The 18,596-nt window shown below is 40.1% G+C and carries 26 protein-coding genes; 22 read left to right on the top strand and 4 right to left on the bottom strand.

Annotation, left to right across the window (positions count from 1 at the left end):
• Positions 1-3 precede the first annotated feature (3 nt).
• Complete coding sequence (locus BM192_RS15695; RefSeq protein WP_051760058.1) at positions 4-1,518, bottom strand: sensor histidine kinase; 1,515 nt, start codon at positions 1,516-1,518, stop codon at positions 4-6.
• A gap of 112 nt (positions 1,519-1,630) precedes the next feature.
• On the opposite strand from BM192_RS15695, the gene BM192_RS15690 reads away from it, so the two are divergent.
• From BM192_RS15690 to BM192_RS15680, 3 genes are read left to right on the top strand one after another with little or no spacing between them, the layout of a single operon-like run.
• Positions 1,631-1,990 (top strand): ArsC family reductase, encoded by a 360-nt coding sequence (locus BM192_RS15690; RefSeq protein ID WP_037442622.1) that lies wholly within the window; start codon positions 1,631-1,633, stop codon positions 1,988-1,990.
• A 54-nt stretch (positions 1,991-2,044) separates the two neighbouring features.
• Positions 2,045-2,782 carry a hypothetical protein gene (locus tag BM192_RS15685; protein WP_037442620.1) on the top strand — a complete coding sequence of 246 codons (738 nt, stop codon included), beginning with the start codon at positions 2,045-2,047 and terminating at the stop codon, positions 2,780-2,782.
• 26 nt (positions 2,783-2,808) lie between these two features.
• Entirely contained in the window at positions 2,809-4,776 is a 1,968-nt protein-coding gene (locus BM192_RS15680; protein WP_234797572.1) for a M1 family metallopeptidase, read from the top strand.
• A 56-nt stretch (positions 4,777-4,832) separates the two neighbouring features.
• On the opposite strand, the gene BM192_RS15675 is transcribed toward BM192_RS15680, so the two are convergent.
• Positions 4,833-6,125 (bottom strand): mechanosensitive ion channel family protein, encoded by a 1,293-nt coding sequence (locus tag BM192_RS15675; RefSeq protein ID WP_051760056.1) that lies wholly within the window; start codon positions 6,123-6,125, stop codon positions 4,833-4,835.
• A 22-nt stretch (positions 6,126-6,147) separates the two neighbouring features.
• Positions 6,148-6,792, bottom strand: a complete 645-nt coding sequence (locus BM192_RS15670; RefSeq protein ID WP_074589038.1) for a hypothetical protein — start codon at positions 6,790-6,792, stop codon at positions 6,148-6,150.
• A gap of 155 nt (positions 6,793-6,947) precedes the next feature.
• Between BM192_RS15670 and BM192_RS15665 the strand changes: the two genes are divergently transcribed.
• From BM192_RS15665 to rpsJ, 5 genes are all read left to right on the top strand, one after another.
• Positions 6,948-7,172: a VF530 family protein gene (locus BM192_RS15665; RefSeq protein ID WP_037442634.1), complete on the top strand. Its 225-nt coding sequence runs from the start codon at positions 6,948-6,950 to the stop codon at positions 7,170-7,172.
• Positions 7,173-7,602: 430 nt separating this feature from the next.
• Entirely contained in the window at positions 7,603-8,016 is a 414-nt protein-coding gene (rpsL, locus tag BM192_RS15660) for a 30S ribosomal protein S12 (RefSeq protein WP_008244597.1), read from the top strand.
• A gap of 16 nt (positions 8,017-8,032) precedes the next feature.
• Positions 8,033-8,500 carry a 30S ribosomal protein S7 gene (gene rpsG, locus BM192_RS15655; protein ID WP_037442618.1) on the top strand — a complete coding sequence of 156 codons (468 nt, stop codon included), beginning with the start codon at positions 8,033-8,035 and terminating at the stop codon, positions 8,498-8,500.
• Positions 8,501-8,517: 17 nt separating this feature from the next.
• Positions 8,518-10,632 (top strand): elongation factor G, encoded by a 2,115-nt coding sequence (gene fusA / locus BM192_RS15650; RefSeq protein ID WP_037442616.1) that lies wholly within the window; start codon positions 8,518-8,520, stop codon positions 10,630-10,632.
• A gap of 57 nt (positions 10,633-10,689) precedes the next feature.
• Positions 10,690-10,995, top strand: coding sequence for a 30S ribosomal protein S10 (rpsJ, locus tag BM192_RS15645; protein ID WP_008244591.1), 306 nt, complete (start codon positions 10,690-10,692; stop codon positions 10,993-10,995).
• A gap of 64 nt (positions 10,996-11,059) precedes the next feature.
• Here rpsJ and BM192_RS15640 read toward each other — a convergent pair whose 3' ends face one another.
• The gene (locus tag BM192_RS15640; RefSeq protein ID WP_234797571.1) at positions 11,060-11,671 is read right to left on the bottom strand and encodes a hypothetical protein; all 612 of its coding nucleotides are present in this window, start codon (positions 11,669-11,671) and stop codon (positions 11,060-11,062) included.
• A gap of 398 nt (positions 11,672-12,069) precedes the next feature.
• Between BM192_RS15640 and rplC the strand changes: the two genes are divergently transcribed.
• From rplC to rpsN, 14 genes are all read left to right on the top strand, one after another.
• Complete coding sequence (gene rplC, locus BM192_RS15635; RefSeq protein WP_037442613.1) at positions 12,070-12,687, top strand: 50S ribosomal protein L3; 618 nt, start codon at positions 12,070-12,072, stop codon at positions 12,685-12,687.
• 4 nt (positions 12,688-12,691) lie between these two features.
• Positions 12,692-13,321 carry a 50S ribosomal protein L4 gene (gene rplD, locus BM192_RS15630; protein WP_037442611.1) on the top strand — a complete coding sequence of 210 codons (630 nt, stop codon included), beginning with the start codon at positions 12,692-12,694 and terminating at the stop codon, positions 13,319-13,321.
• 1 nt (position 13,322) lies between these two features.
• The gene (rplW, locus tag BM192_RS15625; RefSeq protein WP_037442609.1) at positions 13,323-13,613 is read left to right on the top strand and encodes a 50S ribosomal protein L23; all 291 of its coding nucleotides are present in this window, start codon (positions 13,323-13,325) and stop codon (positions 13,611-13,613) included.
• A gap of 23 nt (positions 13,614-13,636) precedes the next feature.
• Positions 13,637-14,461, top strand: a complete 825-nt coding sequence (gene rplB, locus BM192_RS15620) for a 50S ribosomal protein L2 (protein ID WP_037442607.1) — start codon at positions 13,637-13,639, stop codon at positions 14,459-14,461.
• A complete protein-coding gene (rpsS, locus tag BM192_RS15615) occupies positions 14,461-14,727 on the top strand; it encodes a 30S ribosomal protein S19 (RefSeq protein WP_008244581.1) in 267 nt (88 codons plus the stop codon). The genes rplB and rpsS overlap by 1 nt, the downstream gene beginning before the upstream one ends.
• Before the next feature lie 7 nt (positions 14,728-14,734).
• Positions 14,735-15,097, top strand: a complete 363-nt coding sequence (gene rplV / locus BM192_RS15610) for a 50S ribosomal protein L22 (RefSeq protein WP_037442604.1) — start codon at positions 14,735-14,737, stop codon at positions 15,095-15,097.
• A 5-nt stretch (positions 15,098-15,102) separates the two neighbouring features.
• Positions 15,103-15,948 carry a 30S ribosomal protein S3 gene (gene rpsC, locus BM192_RS15605; RefSeq protein ID WP_037442601.1) on the top strand — a complete coding sequence of 282 codons (846 nt, stop codon included), beginning with the start codon at positions 15,103-15,105 and terminating at the stop codon, positions 15,946-15,948.
• A 37-nt stretch (positions 15,949-15,985) separates the two neighbouring features.
• On the top strand, positions 15,986-16,408 hold the full coding sequence (gene rplP, locus BM192_RS15600; RefSeq protein WP_037442599.1) for a 50S ribosomal protein L16: 423 nt from the start codon (positions 15,986-15,988) through the stop codon (positions 16,406-16,408).
• 73 nt (positions 16,409-16,481) lie between these two features.
• Entirely contained in the window at positions 16,482-16,691 is a 210-nt protein-coding gene (gene rpmC / locus BM192_RS15595; protein WP_037442597.1) for a 50S ribosomal protein L29, read from the top strand.
• 13 nt (positions 16,692-16,704) lie between these two features.
• Complete coding sequence (gene rpsQ, locus BM192_RS15590) at positions 16,705-16,959, top strand: 30S ribosomal protein S17 (protein ID WP_037442595.1); 255 nt, start codon at positions 16,705-16,707, stop codon at positions 16,957-16,959.
• 1 nt (position 16,960) lies between these two features.
• Positions 16,961-17,329, top strand: a complete 369-nt coding sequence (gene rplN, locus BM192_RS15585; protein WP_037442593.1) for a 50S ribosomal protein L14 — start codon at positions 16,961-16,963, stop codon at positions 17,327-17,329.
• A 1-nt stretch (position 17,330) separates the two neighbouring features.
• A complete protein-coding gene (rplX, locus tag BM192_RS15580) occupies positions 17,331-17,672 on the top strand; it encodes a 50S ribosomal protein L24 (protein WP_037442591.1) in 342 nt (113 codons plus the stop codon).
• Positions 17,672-18,247: a 50S ribosomal protein L5 gene (gene rplE / locus BM192_RS15575; protein WP_037442589.1), complete on the top strand. Its 576-nt coding sequence runs from the start codon at positions 17,672-17,674 to the stop codon at positions 18,245-18,247. Before rplX ends, rplE begins: the two co-directional genes overlap by 1 nt.
• Positions 18,247-18,516, top strand: coding sequence for a 30S ribosomal protein S14 (gene rpsN / locus BM192_RS15570; protein WP_037442587.1), 270 nt, complete (start codon positions 18,247-18,249; stop codon positions 18,514-18,516). Before rplE ends, rpsN begins: the two co-directional genes overlap by 1 nt.
• The last annotated feature ends 80 nt before the right edge of the window (positions 18,517-18,596 follow it).

The following is an 18,596-nucleotide window of genomic DNA, read 5'->3' as shown; positions in this document are numbered from 1 at the left end:
CTTTTATAATTTCAGGGTTAAATGTACAAAAAATTCTTTCGCACTCTCTCTGATGAGTAATTCATGTTTCGCGGGATATAGCAGCATCAGGCGTTGTTTGACATTTTCCAGTCCGATTCCGCTGTGCGTTCTTTCCGGGTCATTTTCCGATTTAAGGTGAATGCTGTTATGTACATCAAAATACAAGGTGTTTTCTTTAGTTTGCAGCGTAATTTTAATATGCGAAGGCTGTTGCAGACTTATGCCATGTTTAAATGCATTCTCTACAAAAGGGATAAGCAGCATCGGTGAAATCTGCAGCTCGGTAAACTGCTCCTCTATTTGGGTGCTGATCGTAATATCTACTGACTGTGAAGTCCTGAGTTTTTGCAGGTCGATATAATTCTTAAGATAATCCAGATCCCTTATCAGCGAAATTTTATCCTGCATATTTTCCTGTAGCATAAAACGCATCATATCTCCCAGTTTTTGAATTCCTTCAGACGTACGGTCTGCTTTTTCCTGCAATGCAGTTCCATAGAGCGTATTTAAGGCATTGAACAGAAAATGCGGATTGATTTGCGATTTGAGAAAATTCAGGTTGGCGTCGGTTTGGCCCAGTTCCTTCTTTAACTTATAGATCTGTTCGGCCGTAGAATTTCTTCTTTTGTAGATCTGCCATGCCAGGGGCGCAGTGATCAGGTATTGTACAGGCAGGTTAAATGCAATCACAATTGGGATAAGCTGATTTCTGCCACTGATTAGAAATGCAAGCAGACACGTAGCGATAAGGCTTATCAGGATAAGTCCGCTTAGTTTATAGAGATAGGTACGCAACGGTTTTTTTGCCGTATCAAAGATTTGAGGAATCAATTCGTATACCGAATGGATAAATAACCATATCGCTGTGGCAGAAATTAATGTCCAGCAAATAATTACCTGAAACCCCGCGTTTGTGGCCAGCCAGAATAAAATACCCGCAAACCAGATAATTGAGCCAAACAAGATCTCCAGTTTTTGCTGACTGAGATCATTCCGCTCTTGTTGGTTGGCAAAATGAAAGATGAGGTTCTTTAAGGCGACATAAATTGCAATTAGTACGACCAGCCATGCCGCATAACCAAAGCCATTAAAAAATATTTGTTCATAAGCGTCCTGAATAGTATCGTAACGAATTAGCAGAAAGGCCTGGCTATACGTTCTGGTGACACTGATAATTAGTCCGGCAAACACGAATACAATAAAGATCAGACATAAATGCATTCCAGTATTTGTTTTCCTGTACAGGGCAGGAAGGCTGCAAAAATTAAGGAGCAGAAAACTGAAATATAGAAGGGAATATTTAAATACTGCGGGAATGAAGTAGTTATAAATATAATTGAAACGGATACCCGCCTGACTGAATTCGTAGGGAATATCATGGGCATTATTTCCGCTTGAAATTAAGGTTAGAATCGCGAAAGCATAAATTGCGCTGACAATTTTGAATTCTGTTTTTTGAAGTTCCTTAAAACTGAAGGGAAGTTTAATATGAGTCATAAATTGTTAATTTCTTCTACAATATTACGGAAGTCGTTTTTAGGCCTGATGAAAATGTGACGAACTGGAGAATAAATGTGATGAATAATGAAATATGGGTTAAATTGCGCCTATGGAAGCAACAATTACAGTTTATGGTATTCCAAATTGCAATACTGTAAAAAAAGCCAGGGTCTGGCTGGAAGAACAGGGTCTGAATTATACTTTTCACGATTTTAAAAAAGCGGGGATTACAAGGGAAAAATTAGCACAATGGTCGGCAGTTTTTGGCTGGGAAATTGTACTTAATAAAAAAGGAACGACCTGGCGTAAGCTGGATCCTGCTGTGCAGGCTGGAGTGAAGGACGAAAATTCGGCTATCGCTGTACTGCTTGAAAATACCAGTGCGATCAAAAGACCTGTTGTTGAAGTAAACGGAAAACCTGTATTAATCAGTTTTGACGCAGAACAGTATGCTGTTAATTTTTGTTAAAATATCAGCCGTAAACCCGTCAATCCTTAGCTTTACCTAAATCTATCTCAACGCATGAATAAAATAAAAATCATATTAGCCGCTGTCATCTGCGCTTTACCCTGGGTTGCTTCTGCACAATCGGGTATTAGTGGTGGAGTTTTTGATCAGGAGAACAAAAGTATGCCGTTACAAAAGGTAAGAGTGAAAAACCTGACCAAAGACGTAACGATGGAAACAGGTGCCGCCGGGCAATTTTCAATCCGCGCGGAAAAAGGAGATTTACTGGAGTTTTATCTTCCGGGCTACCATACTGACACTTTGTATCTAACCAGTATGCAAAGTAAAACTATCTATTTGCCGCCACTTTCCAACAATCTTAAACAGGTTGACGTTCAGAGTGCCCGGCTTTCTAAAGATCTGGATCTGAAAGCAGGACAGGGGCAGGCATTCAAACGTGTATCTGGAATTGCACCTACCAAAAACATTCAGCGTGCCGGTGGAATTGGGTTGGCTTTTGGCTCGGGTAAAGCAAGGAGAGAGAAAATTAAGGAAGAGGCATTGGAGGAACGTGCCTATTATGAATCGGAGATCAATCATTATTTCAATGAAGAATATATCAGTGGCATGTTGAAGATTAAAGGCCAGGAACTGAAAGACTTTATTAATTTCTACCGCCCTACAGTAGCTACTGTAAAAACCGATCCTCCATTTAATTATGATTATTATATTGCGCAGGCATATCAGGCCTGGATGAAACTTCCGCCGGATCAGCGCAGAACTCCGCCTATGCCTAAACTCATTAAAAAATAGAACCAATGTATAAAACCTTTACACGAATGAAGAACCATTTTGTTCAGAAAACACTCCTGATGGCAGTGTTTTTTGTTTATAGTATCAGTGCTGTTGCTCAGGATGCAGCTAAACAGGGTTATGATCCACATGTGGCTTTTAGTCCATTGTTCTATACCCAGAATGGTAATGAATACCGTTCGGCAAGTGGATATCCGGGCCCTAAATACTGGCAGAACCGTGCCGATTATAATATTTCGGCAGTATTAGATGAAACGCAGAATAAAGTTAGTGGTACAGTAACCATAACCTATAAAAACAATAGCCCGGATGCTTTACCTTATTTATGGCTTCAGTTAGATCAGAACCTTTTTAAAGAGGGTTCCAGAGGTAACAGTCTGATCAAAGCGGGTAGCCGTTACGGAGCCAGGGGAGAGAAAGTCGAAGGTGGGTATACCATCTCAGGTCTGAATGTAGCGCAAAAAGGAAAAGATTTAAAGTTTACTTCGATCATTGAAGATACCAGAATGCAAATCCGTCTGGATCGCCCGCTTGCTGCCAACGGAGAAGTAATCACTTTAAAGATGGATTTCTCTTTTATTGTCCCTAAAAATGGCTCTGATCGTATGGGACATCTGGAGACTCAAAACGGAGAAATTTTCACTATTGCACAATGGTTCCCTAGAATGGCTGTCTATGATGATGTAACCGGATGGAACACTTTGCCTTATTGGGGTGCATCTGAATTTTACTGTGAATATGGAGATGTTAACTTTTCTGTAACTGCACCTGCCAGTCATATTTTGATGGGATCAGGTGAATTGCTAAATCCGCAGGAGGTTTTTACCGCAGAACAGTTGAAACGCTGGAATGCAGCTAAAAACAGCGACCAGAAAATTGCAATCCGCTCTGCTCAGGAAGTGACAGACCCTAAATCACGTCCTTCCGGTAAACAGCTGACCTGGAAATTTAAGATGAACAATACGCGTGACGTAGCCTGGGCTTCTTCTAAAGCTTTTGTGCTGGATGCGGCAAGGATTAATCTTGCTGATGGTAAGAAGTCATTGGCGGTTTCTGCTCAGCCTGTGGAGAGTAATGGCGATGACAGCTATGGCAGGGGAGTGGAGTATGTAAAAGCTAGTATTGAGCATTACTCTAATAAATGGTTTCCTTATCCTTATCCGATGGCGGTTAATATTGCTTCTAATATTAGCGGTATGGAATACCCTGGAATTGTCTTTTGTGGCTGGAAAGCTAAAAATGGAGATGTATGGGGTGTGGTAGACCACGAGTTTGGCCATAGCTGGTTCCCAATGATAGTTGGCAGCAATGAACGCAAATACGGATGGATGGATGAGGGTTTTAATACCTTTATCAATGGTATTTCTTCTGCAGAATTTAATAAAGGCGAATATAAATCACCGGCGGTAGATATGCATAAAGTTGCGCGTTATCTGGCAAATTCGGAGCGGGAGTTTATTATGCTGACGCCAGATGCAATGGAAGAGAAAAATATAGGCGTTAATCTGTACAGTAAACCAGGATGGGGACTTAATCTTTTAAGAGACCAGATTCTTGGTGAAGACAGGTTTGATTATGCTTTTAAACAATACATTAGCCACTGGGCATATAAACATCCTACACCATTCGATTTCTTCCGCTCTATGGAAAATGCAGCTGGTGAAGATCTTTCCTGGTTCTGGAAAGGCTGGTTTATTGGCAACTGGAAATTAGACCAGGCCATCAGTTCTGTAACGCCTGTAATGAAAGACGGTAAAATTGAAAGTTATCATTTGAAGATAGATAACCTTCAGCAAATGCCGATGCCGGTGATCTTACGTGTAACTACAAAAAGCGGACGTAAAGATACTATCAAGTTACCGGTTGATATCTGGATGAGTAATAAAAGCTGGGTAGTGGATTATCCGACCACAGAAGAGCTGGTTTCAGCTGAGCTGGATCCGGACAAGGTTCTGCCAGATATAGACCCGGCGAATAATACGTGGTTTAAATAAACTAATAAAAAGAAAGGCTGTACATTTTATCAATGACAGCCTTTCTTTTTATTAGTTTATTCCAGTGTTTCAGGTGAGATACGGCCTTGTGCCTGTGTACTGTCAAGCTCTCCGATCTGCAGATTGAAATAAGGTGCTGCTGAAATTACATGGTCAAAAATATCGGCCATAATATGTTCATAATCTATCCATTTGGTTGTTCCCGCGAAGACATAGATTTCAAGTGGCAGTCCGTAAGGTGTGGGAGCGAGGTGGCGCACCATCATCGACATGTTCTTGTGCGTTCCGGTATGATTGGAAAGGTAATTGTCTATATATTTCCGGAAAAGCCCGGCATTAGTCAGGTTGCGGCCGTTGACCAGTAAAGATTTATCTGCTCCAGACCGCTCATTACTTTTGTCAATATCCTTCTGCCGGTGTTCTATATAACTTGTCAGTGACTGGATCTGTTTCATCTGCTCAACTTCCTCTGGAGTTATAAAACGAATAGAGGACTGTTTTATATAGATAGCCCTTTTGATCCTTCTTCCGCCTGTTTTTGTCATGCCTCTCCAGTTTTGGAAGGAATCTGAAATCAGCGAGTATGTGGGAATAGTCGTAATAGTCTTATCAAAATTCTGAACCTTTACTGTAGTCAGGTTAATTTCCACGACGTCACCGTCAGCCCCGAATTTGCTCATCGTAATCCAGTCTCCGATGCGTACAGTATCATTTGCTGTAATCTGAATGCTGGCCACGAACCCCATGATGGTATCCTTGAACATTAAGAGTAATACTGCGGAGATGGCACCCATTGCTGTGAAGAATGCCACAATTGACTGTCCGGTCAGGTTGGAGTAGATGACTACTGCACCAATTAAGAATAAAATTAGTCTGATTACCTGCAGATAACTATCTATAGGCTGTCCGCGGAATGCAGGTTTATTGCGGAAATCATCTGCGCCCGCTTTAATCAGCGTCATCAGAATCCAGATCACTACAAAAACCATATAACAATCTGCTATAATATTCGCCGGTTTAATCCATTCCGGGAAATCTGCCAGCACAACTGGTAAGACCAGTTGTACAAAAACCAGAACCACACTTGAGGCGATATAATGCGGGAGCCTGTTATTCAGCAGATGCCTGAAAAAATTAAGCGGGTAGGTTTTGCTTATTCTGATAAGTATGAGCCTGAGTATCCGACGGATACCCCTGTGGACAACATAGACCAGAACAATTAGTGCGAATACTAAAGCAAATAAATTCAGAAAAGAAGCAAGATCATGGTCTACGCCCCATTTGGTAAGTAAATTGTAGGTCCAGCGGCTGACAGGGGAAATATGTTTAAGCAGTTGAGGTTCAGTCATAAGCGATTATCTGGGGTACAGGCTATCTAGCCTTAAAAAAACTTTCTTTAAGAAGTTGTGCATCTATAAGCGGGGCAGGTTCATCCAATCTGATCTGCCAGCCTTTCTGTTTGAGTAGGGGAATGTCAACTTTGGCAACTGAAAGGTCTTTTCCACGCAGCTGCTGTTTATAATGTAAAGCCGGAAGCGGTTCAATATCGGCAGCGGTCGAAAAAAGAATATCGATTCTGAATTCAGGCCACAACTGAATATCACCCAGATTTGCACTGAATACTTTCTTCGTAGTCCCCGGAGCAATCAATGCCGCAAATTCTCCTTTGAAGTGTCCGGATTTTGCAGTGGTAAATGAACCCAGCAATTGAAATGAAGTTTCATTCACCAGGTGGAAATGTGCAACCGCTGCGCTATGCTGATCGGTAATAACTGCCAGGTAAACGCCTTCCTTTTTAAATTCGGCCACCGGTGCAGCAGCCTGCGGGCGGTTGGAAACCACTGCGTTGTCTTCCGGAATATCGCCATGAACCAAGGTGACTTTACTGGCTTGAACAGGAATTTCAAAATCATTGGAATCCGTTACGCCAATAGTATCTTTATCAATAATCTTTGTGATATAACCTTCGATGTTTTCGTCTACAAAACGAACAAAATCTCCTAAATTTAAATTCATATACGCTGGTTTTTATAAAGCCGGGGGTGATTCCCTTACCTGCAAACCTAAGCATAATAAAATAAATTTTATCTTTGGGGCTGAGTCCGGGAATGACCTGCTGTCAGCAGAAAGGTGCCTCAGTTTCTGATCCTCCGGACTTAATAATTTTCAATATGACAACAGACGAAAAACAAGTTAATAATCCTTTACACGGTAAAACCCTGGAATTTATCCTCAAGCAACTGGTTTGGCATTACGGTTGGGAAGAATTGGGTACTCACGTTAAAATCGCGTGTTTTACGAATGATCCGAGTTTGAAATCCAGCCTTAAATTCCTTCGTAAAACAGATTGGGCGAGGAAAAAAGTAGAGAAACTATATCTGGATACTTTTGATTAGTCTCCCAGCAGTTTAGCTGCCTAAACCATTAAGTATTCTTTTGTTTTTCTTCGGGGTTGCGATACCCTTCCTTTACCCTTGGTATACCGTTGCGATACCCTTGGTATACCCTTTGGGTAAAGGAAGGGTATACCAAGGGTATCGCAACGGTATACCAACTCCGAAGATTTACAGGTGTAAAGCCACCTGCCGTCACCGCAAAACCGCACCAGGGCCTTCCTGCACTATCTGCGATATCCCGGGCAGAATATTTAGAGCTTAAATCTGCTCCCGGCTTCAGCGTCAGTATTTTACCCCTTCGTTATTTTTTTTGTTTGTATTCATTAAAATTAGGTTAACCCCTTGATTTATAAAATGTATTGTCATACCTTTGCAGTCCCTTAATTAGGGGTAAAGTTTTTAGTAACAACATAGAAAACAAAAAAAAACAATGCCAACCATTCAACAATTAGTTAGAAAAGGTAGAGTAGCACTGGAGTTCAAGAGTAAGTCTCCGGCGTTGGACAGCTGTCCACAGCGAAGAGGTGTATGTACACGTGTATATACCACTACCCCTAAAAAACCAAACTCAGCAATGCGTAAAGTTGCCCGTGTACGTTTAACCAATGGTAAAGAGGTGAATGCCTATATTCCAGGTGAAGGTCACAATTTACAGGAGCACTCAATCGTATTGATCCGTGGTGGTCGTGTTAAAGATTTACCAGGTGTACGTTATCACATCATCCGTGGAGCATTAGATACTTCAGGTGTTGCTGGTCGTAACCAACGTCGTTCAAAATATGGTACTAAACGTCCTAAACCAGGACAAGTAGCTGCTGCACCAACAAAAGGTAAAAAGAAATAATTAGGAGGAACAACAAATGAGAAAGTCAAAACCAAAAAAGAGAATTATCCTTCCTGATCCAAAATTTAACGATGTTCAGGTGACAAGATTTGTAAACAATATGATGTATGATGGAAAAAAATCCATCGCATATTCTATTTTTTATGATGCTGTAGAATTAGCAGAGAAAAAAGCTGGTGAGAACGGTTTAGAGATATGGAAACGTGCGTTAACAAACGTTATGCCTGCAGTTGAAGTAAAATCACGCCGTGTAGGTGGTGCAAACTTCCAGGTACCAACAGAAGTAAGACCAGACCGTAAGATTGCTTTAGGCATGAAATGGTTAATCTCTTTCGCCCGCAGACGTGGTGAGAAAACAATGAAAGAAAAATTAGCTGGTGAGATCGTTTCAGCTGCCAAAGGTGAAGGCGCCGCAGTTAAGAAAAAAGAAGATACGCATAAAATGGCTGAGGCTAACAAAGCGTTCTCTCACTTCCGTTTCTAATCTTAGAAAATCATAAAATGTCAAGAGATTTAAAATTTACAAGAAACATTGGGATCGCGGCTCACATTGATGCGGGTAAAACCACAACAACTGAGCGTATCCTTTATTATGCCGGAGTAAATCACAAGATTGGTGAGGTACACGAAGGTGCATCTACCATGGACTGGATGGTTCAGGAAGCGGAACGCGGGATAACAATCACGTCTGCAGCAACAACAGTTTTCTGGCCTTACCGTGGTGAAAAATACCAGGTAAACGTTATTGACACACCAGGTCACGTGGATTTTACCGTTGAGGTAAACCGTTCATTACGTGTACTTGATGGTTTAGTATTCTTATTTTCAGCTGTTGATGGTGTTGAGCCTCAATCTGAAACTAACTGGCGTTTAGCTAATAACTATGCTGTTCCACGTATCGGTTTTGTTAACAAAATGGATCGTTCAGGAGCTGATTTCCTGAAAGTTGTGAAACAAGTTAAAGATATGCTGGGTAGCCATGCAGTACCTTTACAGTTACCAATTGGAGCAGAAGACAGTTTTACTGGTGTAGTTGATTTAATCAACAACCGTGGTATTATCTGGAATGAGCATGATAAAGGTATGACCTTTACTGAAGTGCCAATTCCTGAGGATATGGTAGAAGAAGTTGCACAATGGAGAGAGAATTTATTAGAAGCTGTAGCTGATTATGATGAATCTTTGATGGAGAAATTCTTCGAAGATCCAAACTCTATCACGGAGCGTGAAATTCTTGATGCATTGCGTAAAGCAACTTTAGATGCTAAGATCGTTCCTATGGTTTGTGGTTCATCTTTCAAAAACAAAGGTGTTCAGACTATGCTTGACCTGGTTATGGAATTATTGCCATCACCAATGGATGTTGACGGTATTACCGGTATCAATCCAAATACAGGTGAGGAAGTTACCCGTCAACCGGATATTAAAGAGCCTTTTGCAGCTTTAGCATTTAAAATTGCAACAGATCCTTTCGTAGGTCGTTTATGCTTTATCCGTGTTTATTCAGGTAACCTGGAAGCTGGTTCTTACGTATATAATGCACGTTCTGAAAATAAAGAACGTATTTCACGTATTTTCCAGATGCATGCTAACAAGCAAAACCCAATTCCTAATGTAGGTGCTGGTGATATTGCTGCTGTAGTAGGATTTAAAGATATCAAAACCGGTGATACACTGTGTGATGAGAAACATCCAATTGTTCTGGAATCTATGGATTTCCCTGAGCCGGTTATCGGTTTAGCTATTGAGCCAAAAACTCAGGCTGATGTTGATAAATTAGGTCTGGGCTTATCTAAATTAGCTGAAGAAGATCCTACATTCAGAGTTCAGACAGACGAGGAAACTGGTCAGACTGTAATCTCTGGTATGGGTGAGCTTCACTTAGACATCCTGATTGACCGCTTAAGACGTGAGTTTAAAGTAGAGGTTAACCAGGGAGCGCCACAAGTTGCTTATAAAGAGGCTATTAACGGTACTGTTCAGCACCGTGAAACGTATAAAAAACAATCTGGTGGTCGTGGTAAATTCGCGGATATTCAGGTTATTATCTCTCCAATTGATGCTGATTACGAAAAAGGTGGTTTACAGTTTGTAAACGAAATTACAGGTGGATCTATTCCACGTGAATTTATTCCTTCAGTTGAGAAAGGATTTGCAGCTTCTATGTCTAATGGTGTATTAGCAGGATATCCACTTCCTGATATGAAGGTTAGATTAATTGATGGTTCATTCCACGCAGTCGATTCAGATGCTTTGTCATTCGAACTTGCTGCTAAAATGGCTTACCGTGAGGCATTGCCTAAGTGTAATCCAGTATTGATGGAGCCAATCATGAAAATCGAGATCCTTACTCCAGAAGAAAATATGGGTGATGTAATCGGTGATATGAACCGTCGTCGTGGTCAGCTTTTAGGTATGGATACCCGTAACGGTGCCCAGGTAATTAAAGCTACTGTGCCTCTTTCTGAGATGTTTGGTTATGTAACTCAGTTACGTACAATCACTTCAGGTCGTGCAACGTCTACTATGGAATTCGATCACTATGAGCCAGCTCCAAGAAACGTAATGGAAGAAGTTATCGCTAAATCCAAAGGCAGAATCAAATCTGCAGACTAGTTTTTAATCAGCTGCCTGTTATTAATAGCTCTAACAGGCAGCTTTAATTATAATCCAATGAGCCAAAGAATCAGAATTAAATTGAAATCTTACGATTACAATCTGGTAGACAAATCTGCTGAGAAAATCGTAAAAACTGTAAAACCTACGGGTGCAGTAGTTAGCGGACCAATTCCGTTGCCAACTGAAAAGAAAATCTTCACTGTTTTACGTTCACCACACGTGAACAAAAAAGCACGTGAGCAATTTCAGTTATGTGCTTACAAACGTTTGTTAGATATTTATAGTTCTAACTCAAAAACTGTTGACGCACTGATGAAACTTGAATTACCTAGCGGTGTTGAAGTTGAAATCAAAGTTTAATGAAATTTTGAGTAAAAGAAAAAGCCTCCGGATTCCGGAGGCTTTTTCTTTTTAAGCGGTTTTTTTAATTTCCTCTTGTTCGGAGTTCCTCTAGTTTATTTCTTTCGTCTTGCAGTTCTCTGGCAAGTTTCTTTTCCTTCTCGTTAGATTTTACCTTATAAGTTTGATACTCCTGCGCGATCTCTTCATACAGACCGCTGCGATATTTTGCTTCCTGAATGCTTTTCGCAGAACGAATCGTTACAATCGCTAATGCGATAGCCAGCAGGATAATAAGCACCCATACGATCGTATTATAAGTCCCTTTGTCGAAAGGAATTCCCAGGAAGCTTATCTGATCCAGTCTGGCATTTGAGGTCGCCAGAGAAGCTTCTTTTCCTTTTATTTCATTATTGAGGCCGGCAATCGTTGCAGCTTGCTCTTTTATTTTAGTCTGGGCGCCAATATGTCCCTGTCTTTCTTTCCTGATTGTATCGGTTACGCTCTTATAAAAGCTTGTGAGTCTGTACGGATTAATCAATTTGTATCCGTCTAAAGTTCTGGATTTAGACAGCATCAGCTGATACTGTCCTTTAAGACTAGGGTCTACCATTGTACTGTCCTGCGCGCTTGTCTGGGAAGTTATCAGGCACATCAGAAACAGGCCAAGCAGTGGTAAAAGGGTTCTTTTCATCATAATTATAAATAGTATTCTAATTTAACTGTCATTTTTCGGGTTTATTGTACGCCCGCAATTAACATTTATTCTTTCTAATGTCGGCAAATCAATTCATAATTATGCAATTGACAGCGTAATCTCCTGCGAAAACATCTCGTTTTTAGCTTTATAGGCAGGTGCTTTCTATTTCGCGAAGGCTTTGAGAAGAACGGGTATGCCAAAGATTCTGAGTGGGGCGGGCTTTGCGGTGTTTTTTTACCGATCTATCTGGTAATGTGGATAATATTTATAAAAATAATTCGCTAACTCTTTGAAAATTAAGATTTCTTTCCTATTTTTGCCCTCCCTTAAAGGGAATTGTATCCACCTTGAACGAAGCCCTACTGCTTCGATGGGTGTTAAACTAAAAAAAGAAAATGTCAGGTATTATTGGAAAAAAAGTAGGAATGACCAGCATTTTCGACGCCGATGGAAAAAATATTCCATGCACGGTGATCGAAGCTGGGCCATGTGTAGTAACACAGGTTAAGACCGAAGAGAAAGACGGTTACGTTTCAGTTCAATTAGGCTTCGATGAAGCTAAAGAAAAAAACACAACCAAGCCTCTGAAAGGCCACTTTGCGAAAGCAAGCACAACTCCAAAGCGTAAATTGGTTGAATTTGAGCCGTTTGAAGAATCACTTAGTTTAGGTGATACTGTAACGGTAAACATTTTCAACGAAGGTGATTTTGTAGATGTAGTTGGTACTTCTAAGGGTAAAGGTTTTCAGGGTGTTGTGAAACGCCATGGATTTGCTGGTGTGGGTGGTCAAACTCACGGTCAGCACAACAGAATGCGTGCTCCGGGTTCACTGGGTGCTGCATCTTATCCAGCACGTGTATTTAAAGGTATGCGTATGGCAGGAAGAATGGGTGGAGATAGAGTGAAAATTCAAAACTTACAGGTTTTGAAAGTTTATGCAGATCAAAATCTTGTTGTAGTTAGTGGTTCCATTCCAGGAGCTAAAGGTTCTTACGTAATCTTAGACAAGTAAGCAGATGGAAGTTAATGTATTAAACATTTCAGGAAAAGAGACAGGTGCCAAGGTGCAGCTTCCTGAGTCGGTATTTGGTGTTACTCCAAGTGACCATGCAATTTATTTAGATGTAAAACAGTATTTGGCTAATCAACGTCAGGGTACTCACAAGTCTAAACAACGTAATGAGATCGCTGGTTCAACCCGTAAATTATACAAACAAAAAGGTACTGGTGGCGCTCGTGCTGGTAGTATTAAATCTCCTTTGTTTAATGGTGGTGGTCGTGTATTCGGTCCTCAACCACGTGATTACAGTTTTAAACTAAACAAAAAATTAAAATCTCTGGCACGTAAATCTGCGTTGTCTTACAAAGCTCAGGATAACAACATCCTTGTTTTAGAAGATTTTAGCTTTGATTCAGTTAAAACTAAAAATTATGTGAACTTGGTTAATGCTTTAAGCTTAACAGGTCAAAAAACATTGTTGGTTTTACCTGCACAAGATAACAATATCTATTTATCAAGCAGAAACATTCAGAAAGTGAAAGTTATTACCGCTGATCAGTTAAGTACTTATGATGTATTAAACTGTGGTAAACTTTTGTTAACTGCTAATACTGTTAAAACATTGGAGGAGGCATTTGCCAAGTAATATGGAATTTTTAAAGAAACCAATATTAACCGAGAAAGCTTCTGCTCTTACAGAAAAGTCTAGCCGCTTTACTTTCAAAGTAGAACACAAAGCAAATAAATTGCAAATCAAACAAGCCATCGAAAAGATGTATGGTGTTAATATTCTGGCAATCAATACAATGATTGTAAACGGAAAATTAAAATCTAGAAACACTAAAGGTGGTTTAGTTACCGGCCGTAGCCCGAAATACAAAAAAGCTATTGTAACCCTGGCAGCAGGTGAAACAATTGATTATTACGCGAATATTTAATAAGAATTGAATAATTTATAACTATGGGCTTAAGAAAATTTAAACCAGTCACTCCGGGTACCCGCTTTAGAGTCGGTGCCAGTTTCACGGAGATTACAGCAACCAAGCCCGAAAAATCATTGGTTGTTTCTTCTAAAAAATCGGGAGGACGTAACAATACAGGAAAGATGACTATGCGCTACATGGGTGGTGGTCACAAAAAATCTTACCGTTTAATTGACTTTAAACGTGATAAGTTTGATATTCCTGCAACAGTTGCAACTGTTGAATACGATCCAAACCGTACAGCACGTATCGCATTATTACATTATGCGGATGGTGAAAAACGTTACATCATTGCACCGGATGGATTGCAGGTTGGACAGAAAGTAGTTTCAGGTGATACAGCTGCTCCAGAAGTAGGTAACACATTGAAATTGTCTAACATTCCTTTGGGTTCAATTATCCACAATATTGAAATTCAACCAGGACGTGGAGCACAATTAGCACGTAGTGCTGGTGCTTATGCTCAATTAGCAGCACGTGATGGTAAATATGCAACTGTTAAAATGCCTTCAGGTGAAGTAAGATCTATCTTAGTTACTTGTTTAGCAACGATAGGTTCTGTTTCAAATTCGGATCACGCAAATGAAGTATTAGGTAAAGCAGGTCGTAAACGTTGGTTAGGACGTCGTCCTAGAACACGTCCGGTAGCGATGAATCCTGTCGATCACCCAATGGGTGGTGGTGAGGGTCGCTCATCAGGAGGTCAACCTCGCTCAAGAAACGGTATGTATGCTAAAGGCTTCAAAACCCGTTCACTTAAAAAATACTCAAATCGTTTCATCATAGAGAAAAGGAAGAAATAATGGCTCGTTCGATAAAAAAAGGACCTTATATTGACCATAACGTAGAGAAGAAAGTAGTCTCTATGAATGATTCAGGCAAAAAGTCTGTCATTAAAACTTGGTCTCGCAGATCAATGATCTCACCAGATTTTGTGGGTCATACATTTGCAGTGCATAACGGTAATAAATTTATACCGGTATACGTAACAGAAAACATGGTTGGTCACAAGCTGGGAGAGTTTGCTCCAACCAGAACATTTAGGGGTCACTCTGAAAAGAAAAAATAATTAAGAGATGGAAGCAGTAGCGAAATTAAACAATTGTCCAACCTCACCACGTAAGATGCGTTTGGTTGTAGATCTTATCAGAGGTGAGCGTGTTGAGAAAGCATTACATATTTTAAAATTTACCAATAAAGAGGCAGCAATAAGAGTTGAGAAACTTTTATTATCAGCCATCAAAAACTGGGAAACTAAAAATGAAGGTTCTCGCCCTGAAGAAAACCAATTATATGTGAAAACCATTATGGTTGGTGGTGGCCGTCAGTTGAAAAGACTTAGACCGGCACCTCAAGGCCGTGGATACAGAATACGTAAGCGTTCTAACCACGTAACTTTGATAGTAGATAGTAAAAACGTTGAAACTCAAACTAATTAGTAGAAATGGGACAAAAAGCACATCCAATAGGTAACAGGTTAGGAATCATCAGAGGTTGGGATTCTAACTGGTTCGGTGGCAACAACTATGCTGACAAATTAGTTGAGGACGAAAAAATAAGAAAATACCTTTCAGTACGTATCGCTAAAGGCGGTGTATCTAAGGTGGTTATCGAGCGTACATTAAAACGTATCACGGTTACTATCCACACTGCACGCCCGGGTATCGTAATCGGTAAAGCAGGAGCTGAGGTTGATAAAATCAAAGAAGAGTTAAAGAAACTTACAAAAAAAGAGATTCAGATTAACATTTTTGAGATCAAACGTCCTGAGCTAGATGCACAACTGGTAGCAGAAGGTGTAGCAAAACAATTAGAAGCAAGGATCTCATTCCGTAGAGCTATGAAATCTACAATCGCGTCTACGATGCGTATGGGTGCAGAAGGTATCAAAATTATGACTTCAGGTCGTTTAGGTGGTGCTGAGATGGCTCGTAATGAGCAGTATAAAGAAGGAAGAATTCCTTTGCATACTTTCCGTGCTGATATTGACTATGCATTAGCTGAAGCATTGACTACTTATGGTAAGATCGGTGTTAAAGTTTGGATCTGCAAAGGCGAGGTTTACGGTAAACGTGATCTTTCTCCAAACATTGGCGCAACCAATAATGCTCCTGGTAAAGGTGGCAGACCTGAAGGTGCTTTTGGTGGCGGCAGAGACAGAGATAACCGTGGCGGTGGCGACAGAAGAAACGACAAAAGTCGTGGCGGAAGAGGTCCAGGTCAAGGTGGTCCAGGTGCAGGTAGAGATAACAGAGGCGGAAATACTCCTAACAGAGGTCCTCGTAAATAATTATTAACAAATCGTTTTACGATAATATTCAAATAAAATGTTACAGCCAAAAAGAACGAAGTTCAGAAAGATGCAAAAGGGCAGAATGAAAGGTTTAGCAACACGTGGTGCTGAATTGTCATTCGGGTCTTTCGGGATTAAATCTTTAGAGGCGACATGGATTACCAGTCGTCAGATAGAGGCAGCCCGTATTGCGGTAACTCGTTTCATGAAACGTGAAGGCCAGGTGTGGATTAGAATTTTCCCGGACAAACCGGTAACTAAGAAACCAGCTGAAGTACGTATGGGTAAAGGTAAAGGTGCTCCTGAATACTGGGTAGCAGTTGTTAGACCAGGACGCATCATTTTTGAAGCTGAAGGCGTTTCTTTAGAAATCGCTAAAGAAGCAATGCGTTTAGCTGCTCAGAAATTACCTATCCAAACAAAATTTGTAGTACGTAGAGATTACGTAGAAGCATAAAAAAGTTTTGGGGTCAATGTTGTAAGTAACTTGTTATTATAACCGCTAGACCCAGAACATAAATATTAATAAAATGAAGAACTCAGAAATCACAGGGCTTTCACAAGAAGAACTAGTAGTCAGGATTGCAGAAGAGAAAGAAAACTTAGTTAAGTTAAAATTTGCACACACAATTTCGGCTATTGAGAATCCTACCCGTATCAATAAGGTAAGAAAAGATATCGCCCGATTAAATACTGAAATGACAAAGCGTAAAGCTGCGTCAGCTAGTGAAACTAAATAACTTTAGAGTCGAAATGGAAAGACAATTAAGAAAAACAAGAACCGGGTTGGTGGTAAGCAACAAAATGGATAAATCTGTTGTTGTGGCAGTAGAACGTAAAGTGAAGCACCCGATCTATGGTAAGTTTGTTAAGAAAACTACCAAATTTATGGCTCATGACGAGAAAAACGATTGCGGTATTGGTGATACAGTACTGATCATGGAGACTCGTCCGCTGAGTAAAAACAAGAACTGGAGATTAGTGGAAATTTTAGAGAGGGCTAAATAACATGGTACAGCAGGAATCAAGATTAAACGTAGCCGATAATAGCGGCGCAAAACAAGTATTGGTTATCCGTGTACTTGGTGGAACCGGCAAGAGATACGCTTCTATTGGTGACAAAATCGTTGTTACCGTTAAAAGTGCAATCCCTTCAGGTAACATTAAAAAAGGAACAGTTTCTAAAGCAGTTGTTGTAAGAACGAAGAAAGAGATCAGACGTAAAGATGGTTCTTACATCCGTTTCGACGATAATGCAGCTGTCTTGTTAAATGCACAGGATGAGCCGCGTGGTACCCGTATTTTTGGCCCGGTTGCGAGAGAACTGCGTGAAAAACAATTCATGAAAATTGTATCATTAGCACCGGAGGTATTATAAAATGAAAAATAAAGTAACTGTTCAACCAAAGATAAAAATCCGTAAAGGAGATTTAGTAAAGGTTATCGCTGGTGATTCTAAAGGCCAGGAAGGTAAAGTACTTTCAGTATTAATTACTAAAAGTAGAATTCTGGTAGAAGGTGTGAACCTTGTATCGAAACATACGAAACCAAATGCTGCTACTCCTAACGGAGGTATCATTAAAAAAGAGGCTGCTCTTCATATTTCTAACGTTGCGTTAATTGATCCTAAATCTGGAAAAACTACGCGTGTTGGCAGAAAGCTTAATGCTGATGGGAAATTAGTTAGGGTATCTAAAAAATCAGGAGAGGAGATCAAATAATGACTTACATACCAAGATTAAAGACTAAATACAAAGAGGAAATCGTAACGACGTTGAAAGAAAAATTCAACTACAAAAGCGTTATGCAAGTTCCTAAGTTAGAGAAGATTGCTATCAACCAGGGTGTTGGTCGTTTCTCTGTAACAGACAAGAAAATTATGGACACTTCTATTTTAGAAATGTCTACAATTGCAGGTCAGCAGGCTGTAGGTGCGAAATCCAAAAAAGATATCTCCAACTTCAAATTGCGTAAAGGTATGCCAGTTGGTGTACGTGTTACATTGCGTGATAATAACATGTTTGAGTTTTTAGATCGTTTAATTTCCGTAGCTTTACCACGTATCCGTGATTTCAAAGGTATTAACGATAAAGGTTTTGATGGAAAAGGTAACTACACTTTAGGTATTACTGAACAAATCATCTTCCCTGAATTGAACATCGATAAGATCTCTAAGATCTTAGGTATGGATATTACCTTTGTAACTTCTGCTACTACTGATGTTGAAGCATTGGAATTATTAAAACAATTCGGTTTACCGTTTAAAAATCAAACCCCTATTAATACAGATCAATAATGGCAAAAGAAGGTGTAAAAGCTCGCGAAATTAAGCGCCAGAAATTGGTAGCTAAATATGCTGACAAACGTGCAGAATTAAAAGCTGCAGGTGATTTTGAAGGATTAGATAAGTTACCAAAAAACTCATCTCCTGTACGTTTACACAATCGTTGTAAACTGACTGGCCGTCCTCGTGGTTACATGCGTACTTTTGGAATTTCAAGGGTATTGTTCCGCGACATGGCTTTAGCAGGTAAAATTCCTGGAGTTACCAAAGCAAGCTGGTAAAAACAAATCGTGTACGTTAGTGACCGCTGAGACAGCGATCACTAACGTAATGCGTTAACAGAAAAATTAACCGATGGAAG

Source organism: Pedobacter antarcticus, assembly GCF_900112985.1.
GTDB classification, from domain to species: Bacteria; Bacteroidota; Bacteroidia; order Sphingobacteriales; family Sphingobacteriaceae; genus Pedobacter; species Pedobacter antarcticus.
The sequence above is the reverse complement of the archived record's forward strand: the minus strand, read 5'-3'. Positions and strand labels throughout refer to the sequence as shown.

Excerpts from the sequence above, each read along its gene's own strand:
- BM192_RS15695 (WP_051760058.1), bottom strand. The coding sequence starts at position 1,518 with ATGACTCATATTAAACTTCCCTTCAGTTTTAAGGAACTTCAAAAAACA.
- BM192_RS15690 (WP_037442622.1), top strand. The coding sequence starts at position 1,631 with ATGGAAGCAACAATTACAGTTTATGGTATTCCAAATTGCAATACTGTA.
- BM192_RS15685 (WP_037442620.1), top strand. The coding sequence starts at position 2,045 with ATGAATAAAATAAAAATCATATTAGCCGCTGTCATCTGCGCTTTACCC.
- BM192_RS15680 (WP_234797572.1), top strand. The coding sequence starts at position 2,809 with ATGAAGAACCATTTTGTTCAGAAAACACTCCTGATGGCAGTGTTTTTT.
- BM192_RS15675 (WP_051760056.1), bottom strand. The coding sequence starts at position 6,125 with ATGACTGAACCTCAACTGCTTAAACATATTTCCCCTGTCAGCCGCTGG.
- BM192_RS15670 (WP_074589038.1), bottom strand. The coding sequence starts at position 6,792 with ATGAATTTAAATTTAGGAGATTTTGTTCGTTTTGTAGACGAAAACATC.
- BM192_RS15665 (WP_037442634.1), top strand. The coding sequence starts at position 6,948 with ATGACAACAGACGAAAAACAAGTTAATAATCCTTTACACGGTAAAACC.
- rpsL (WP_008244597.1), top strand. The coding sequence starts at position 7,603 with ATGCCAACCATTCAACAATTAGTTAGAAAAGGTAGAGTAGCACTGGAG.
- rpsG (WP_037442618.1), top strand. The coding sequence starts at position 8,033 with ATGAGAAAGTCAAAACCAAAAAAGAGAATTATCCTTCCTGATCCAAAA.
- fusA (WP_037442616.1), top strand. The coding sequence starts at position 8,518 with ATGTCAAGAGATTTAAAATTTACAAGAAACATTGGGATCGCGGCTCAC.
- rpsJ (WP_008244591.1), top strand. The coding sequence starts at position 10,690 with ATGAGCCAAAGAATCAGAATTAAATTGAAATCTTACGATTACAATCTG.
- BM192_RS15640 (WP_234797571.1), bottom strand. The coding sequence starts at position 11,671 with ATGATGAAAAGAACCCTTTTACCACTGCTTGGCCTGTTTCTGATGTGC.
- rplC (WP_037442613.1), top strand. The coding sequence starts at position 12,070 with ATGTCAGGTATTATTGGAAAAAAAGTAGGAATGACCAGCATTTTCGAC.
- rplD (WP_037442611.1), top strand. The coding sequence starts at position 12,692 with ATGGAAGTTAATGTATTAAACATTTCAGGAAAAGAGACAGGTGCCAAG.
- rplW (WP_037442609.1), top strand. The coding sequence starts at position 13,323 with ATGGAATTTTTAAAGAAACCAATATTAACCGAGAAAGCTTCTGCTCTT.
- rplB (WP_037442607.1), top strand. The coding sequence starts at position 13,637 with ATGGGCTTAAGAAAATTTAAACCAGTCACTCCGGGTACCCGCTTTAGA.
- rpsS (WP_008244581.1), top strand. The coding sequence starts at position 14,461 with ATGGCTCGTTCGATAAAAAAAGGACCTTATATTGACCATAACGTAGAG.
- rplV (WP_037442604.1), top strand. The coding sequence starts at position 14,735 with ATGGAAGCAGTAGCGAAATTAAACAATTGTCCAACCTCACCACGTAAG.
- rpsC (WP_037442601.1), top strand. The coding sequence starts at position 15,103 with ATGGGACAAAAAGCACATCCAATAGGTAACAGGTTAGGAATCATCAGA.
- rplP (WP_037442599.1), top strand. The coding sequence starts at position 15,986 with ATGTTACAGCCAAAAAGAACGAAGTTCAGAAAGATGCAAAAGGGCAGA.
- rpmC (WP_037442597.1), top strand. The coding sequence starts at position 16,482 with ATGAAGAACTCAGAAATCACAGGGCTTTCACAAGAAGAACTAGTAGTC.
- rpsQ (WP_037442595.1), top strand. The coding sequence starts at position 16,705 with ATGGAAAGACAATTAAGAAAAACAAGAACCGGGTTGGTGGTAAGCAAC.
- rplN (WP_037442593.1), top strand. The coding sequence starts at position 16,961 with ATGGTACAGCAGGAATCAAGATTAAACGTAGCCGATAATAGCGGCGCA.
- rplX (WP_037442591.1), top strand. The coding sequence starts at position 17,331 with ATGAAAAATAAAGTAACTGTTCAACCAAAGATAAAAATCCGTAAAGGA.
- rplE (WP_037442589.1), top strand. The coding sequence starts at position 17,672 with ATGACTTACATACCAAGATTAAAGACTAAATACAAAGAGGAAATCGTA.
- rpsN (WP_037442587.1), top strand. The coding sequence starts at position 18,247 with ATGGCAAAAGAAGGTGTAAAAGCTCGCGAAATTAAGCGCCAGAAATTG.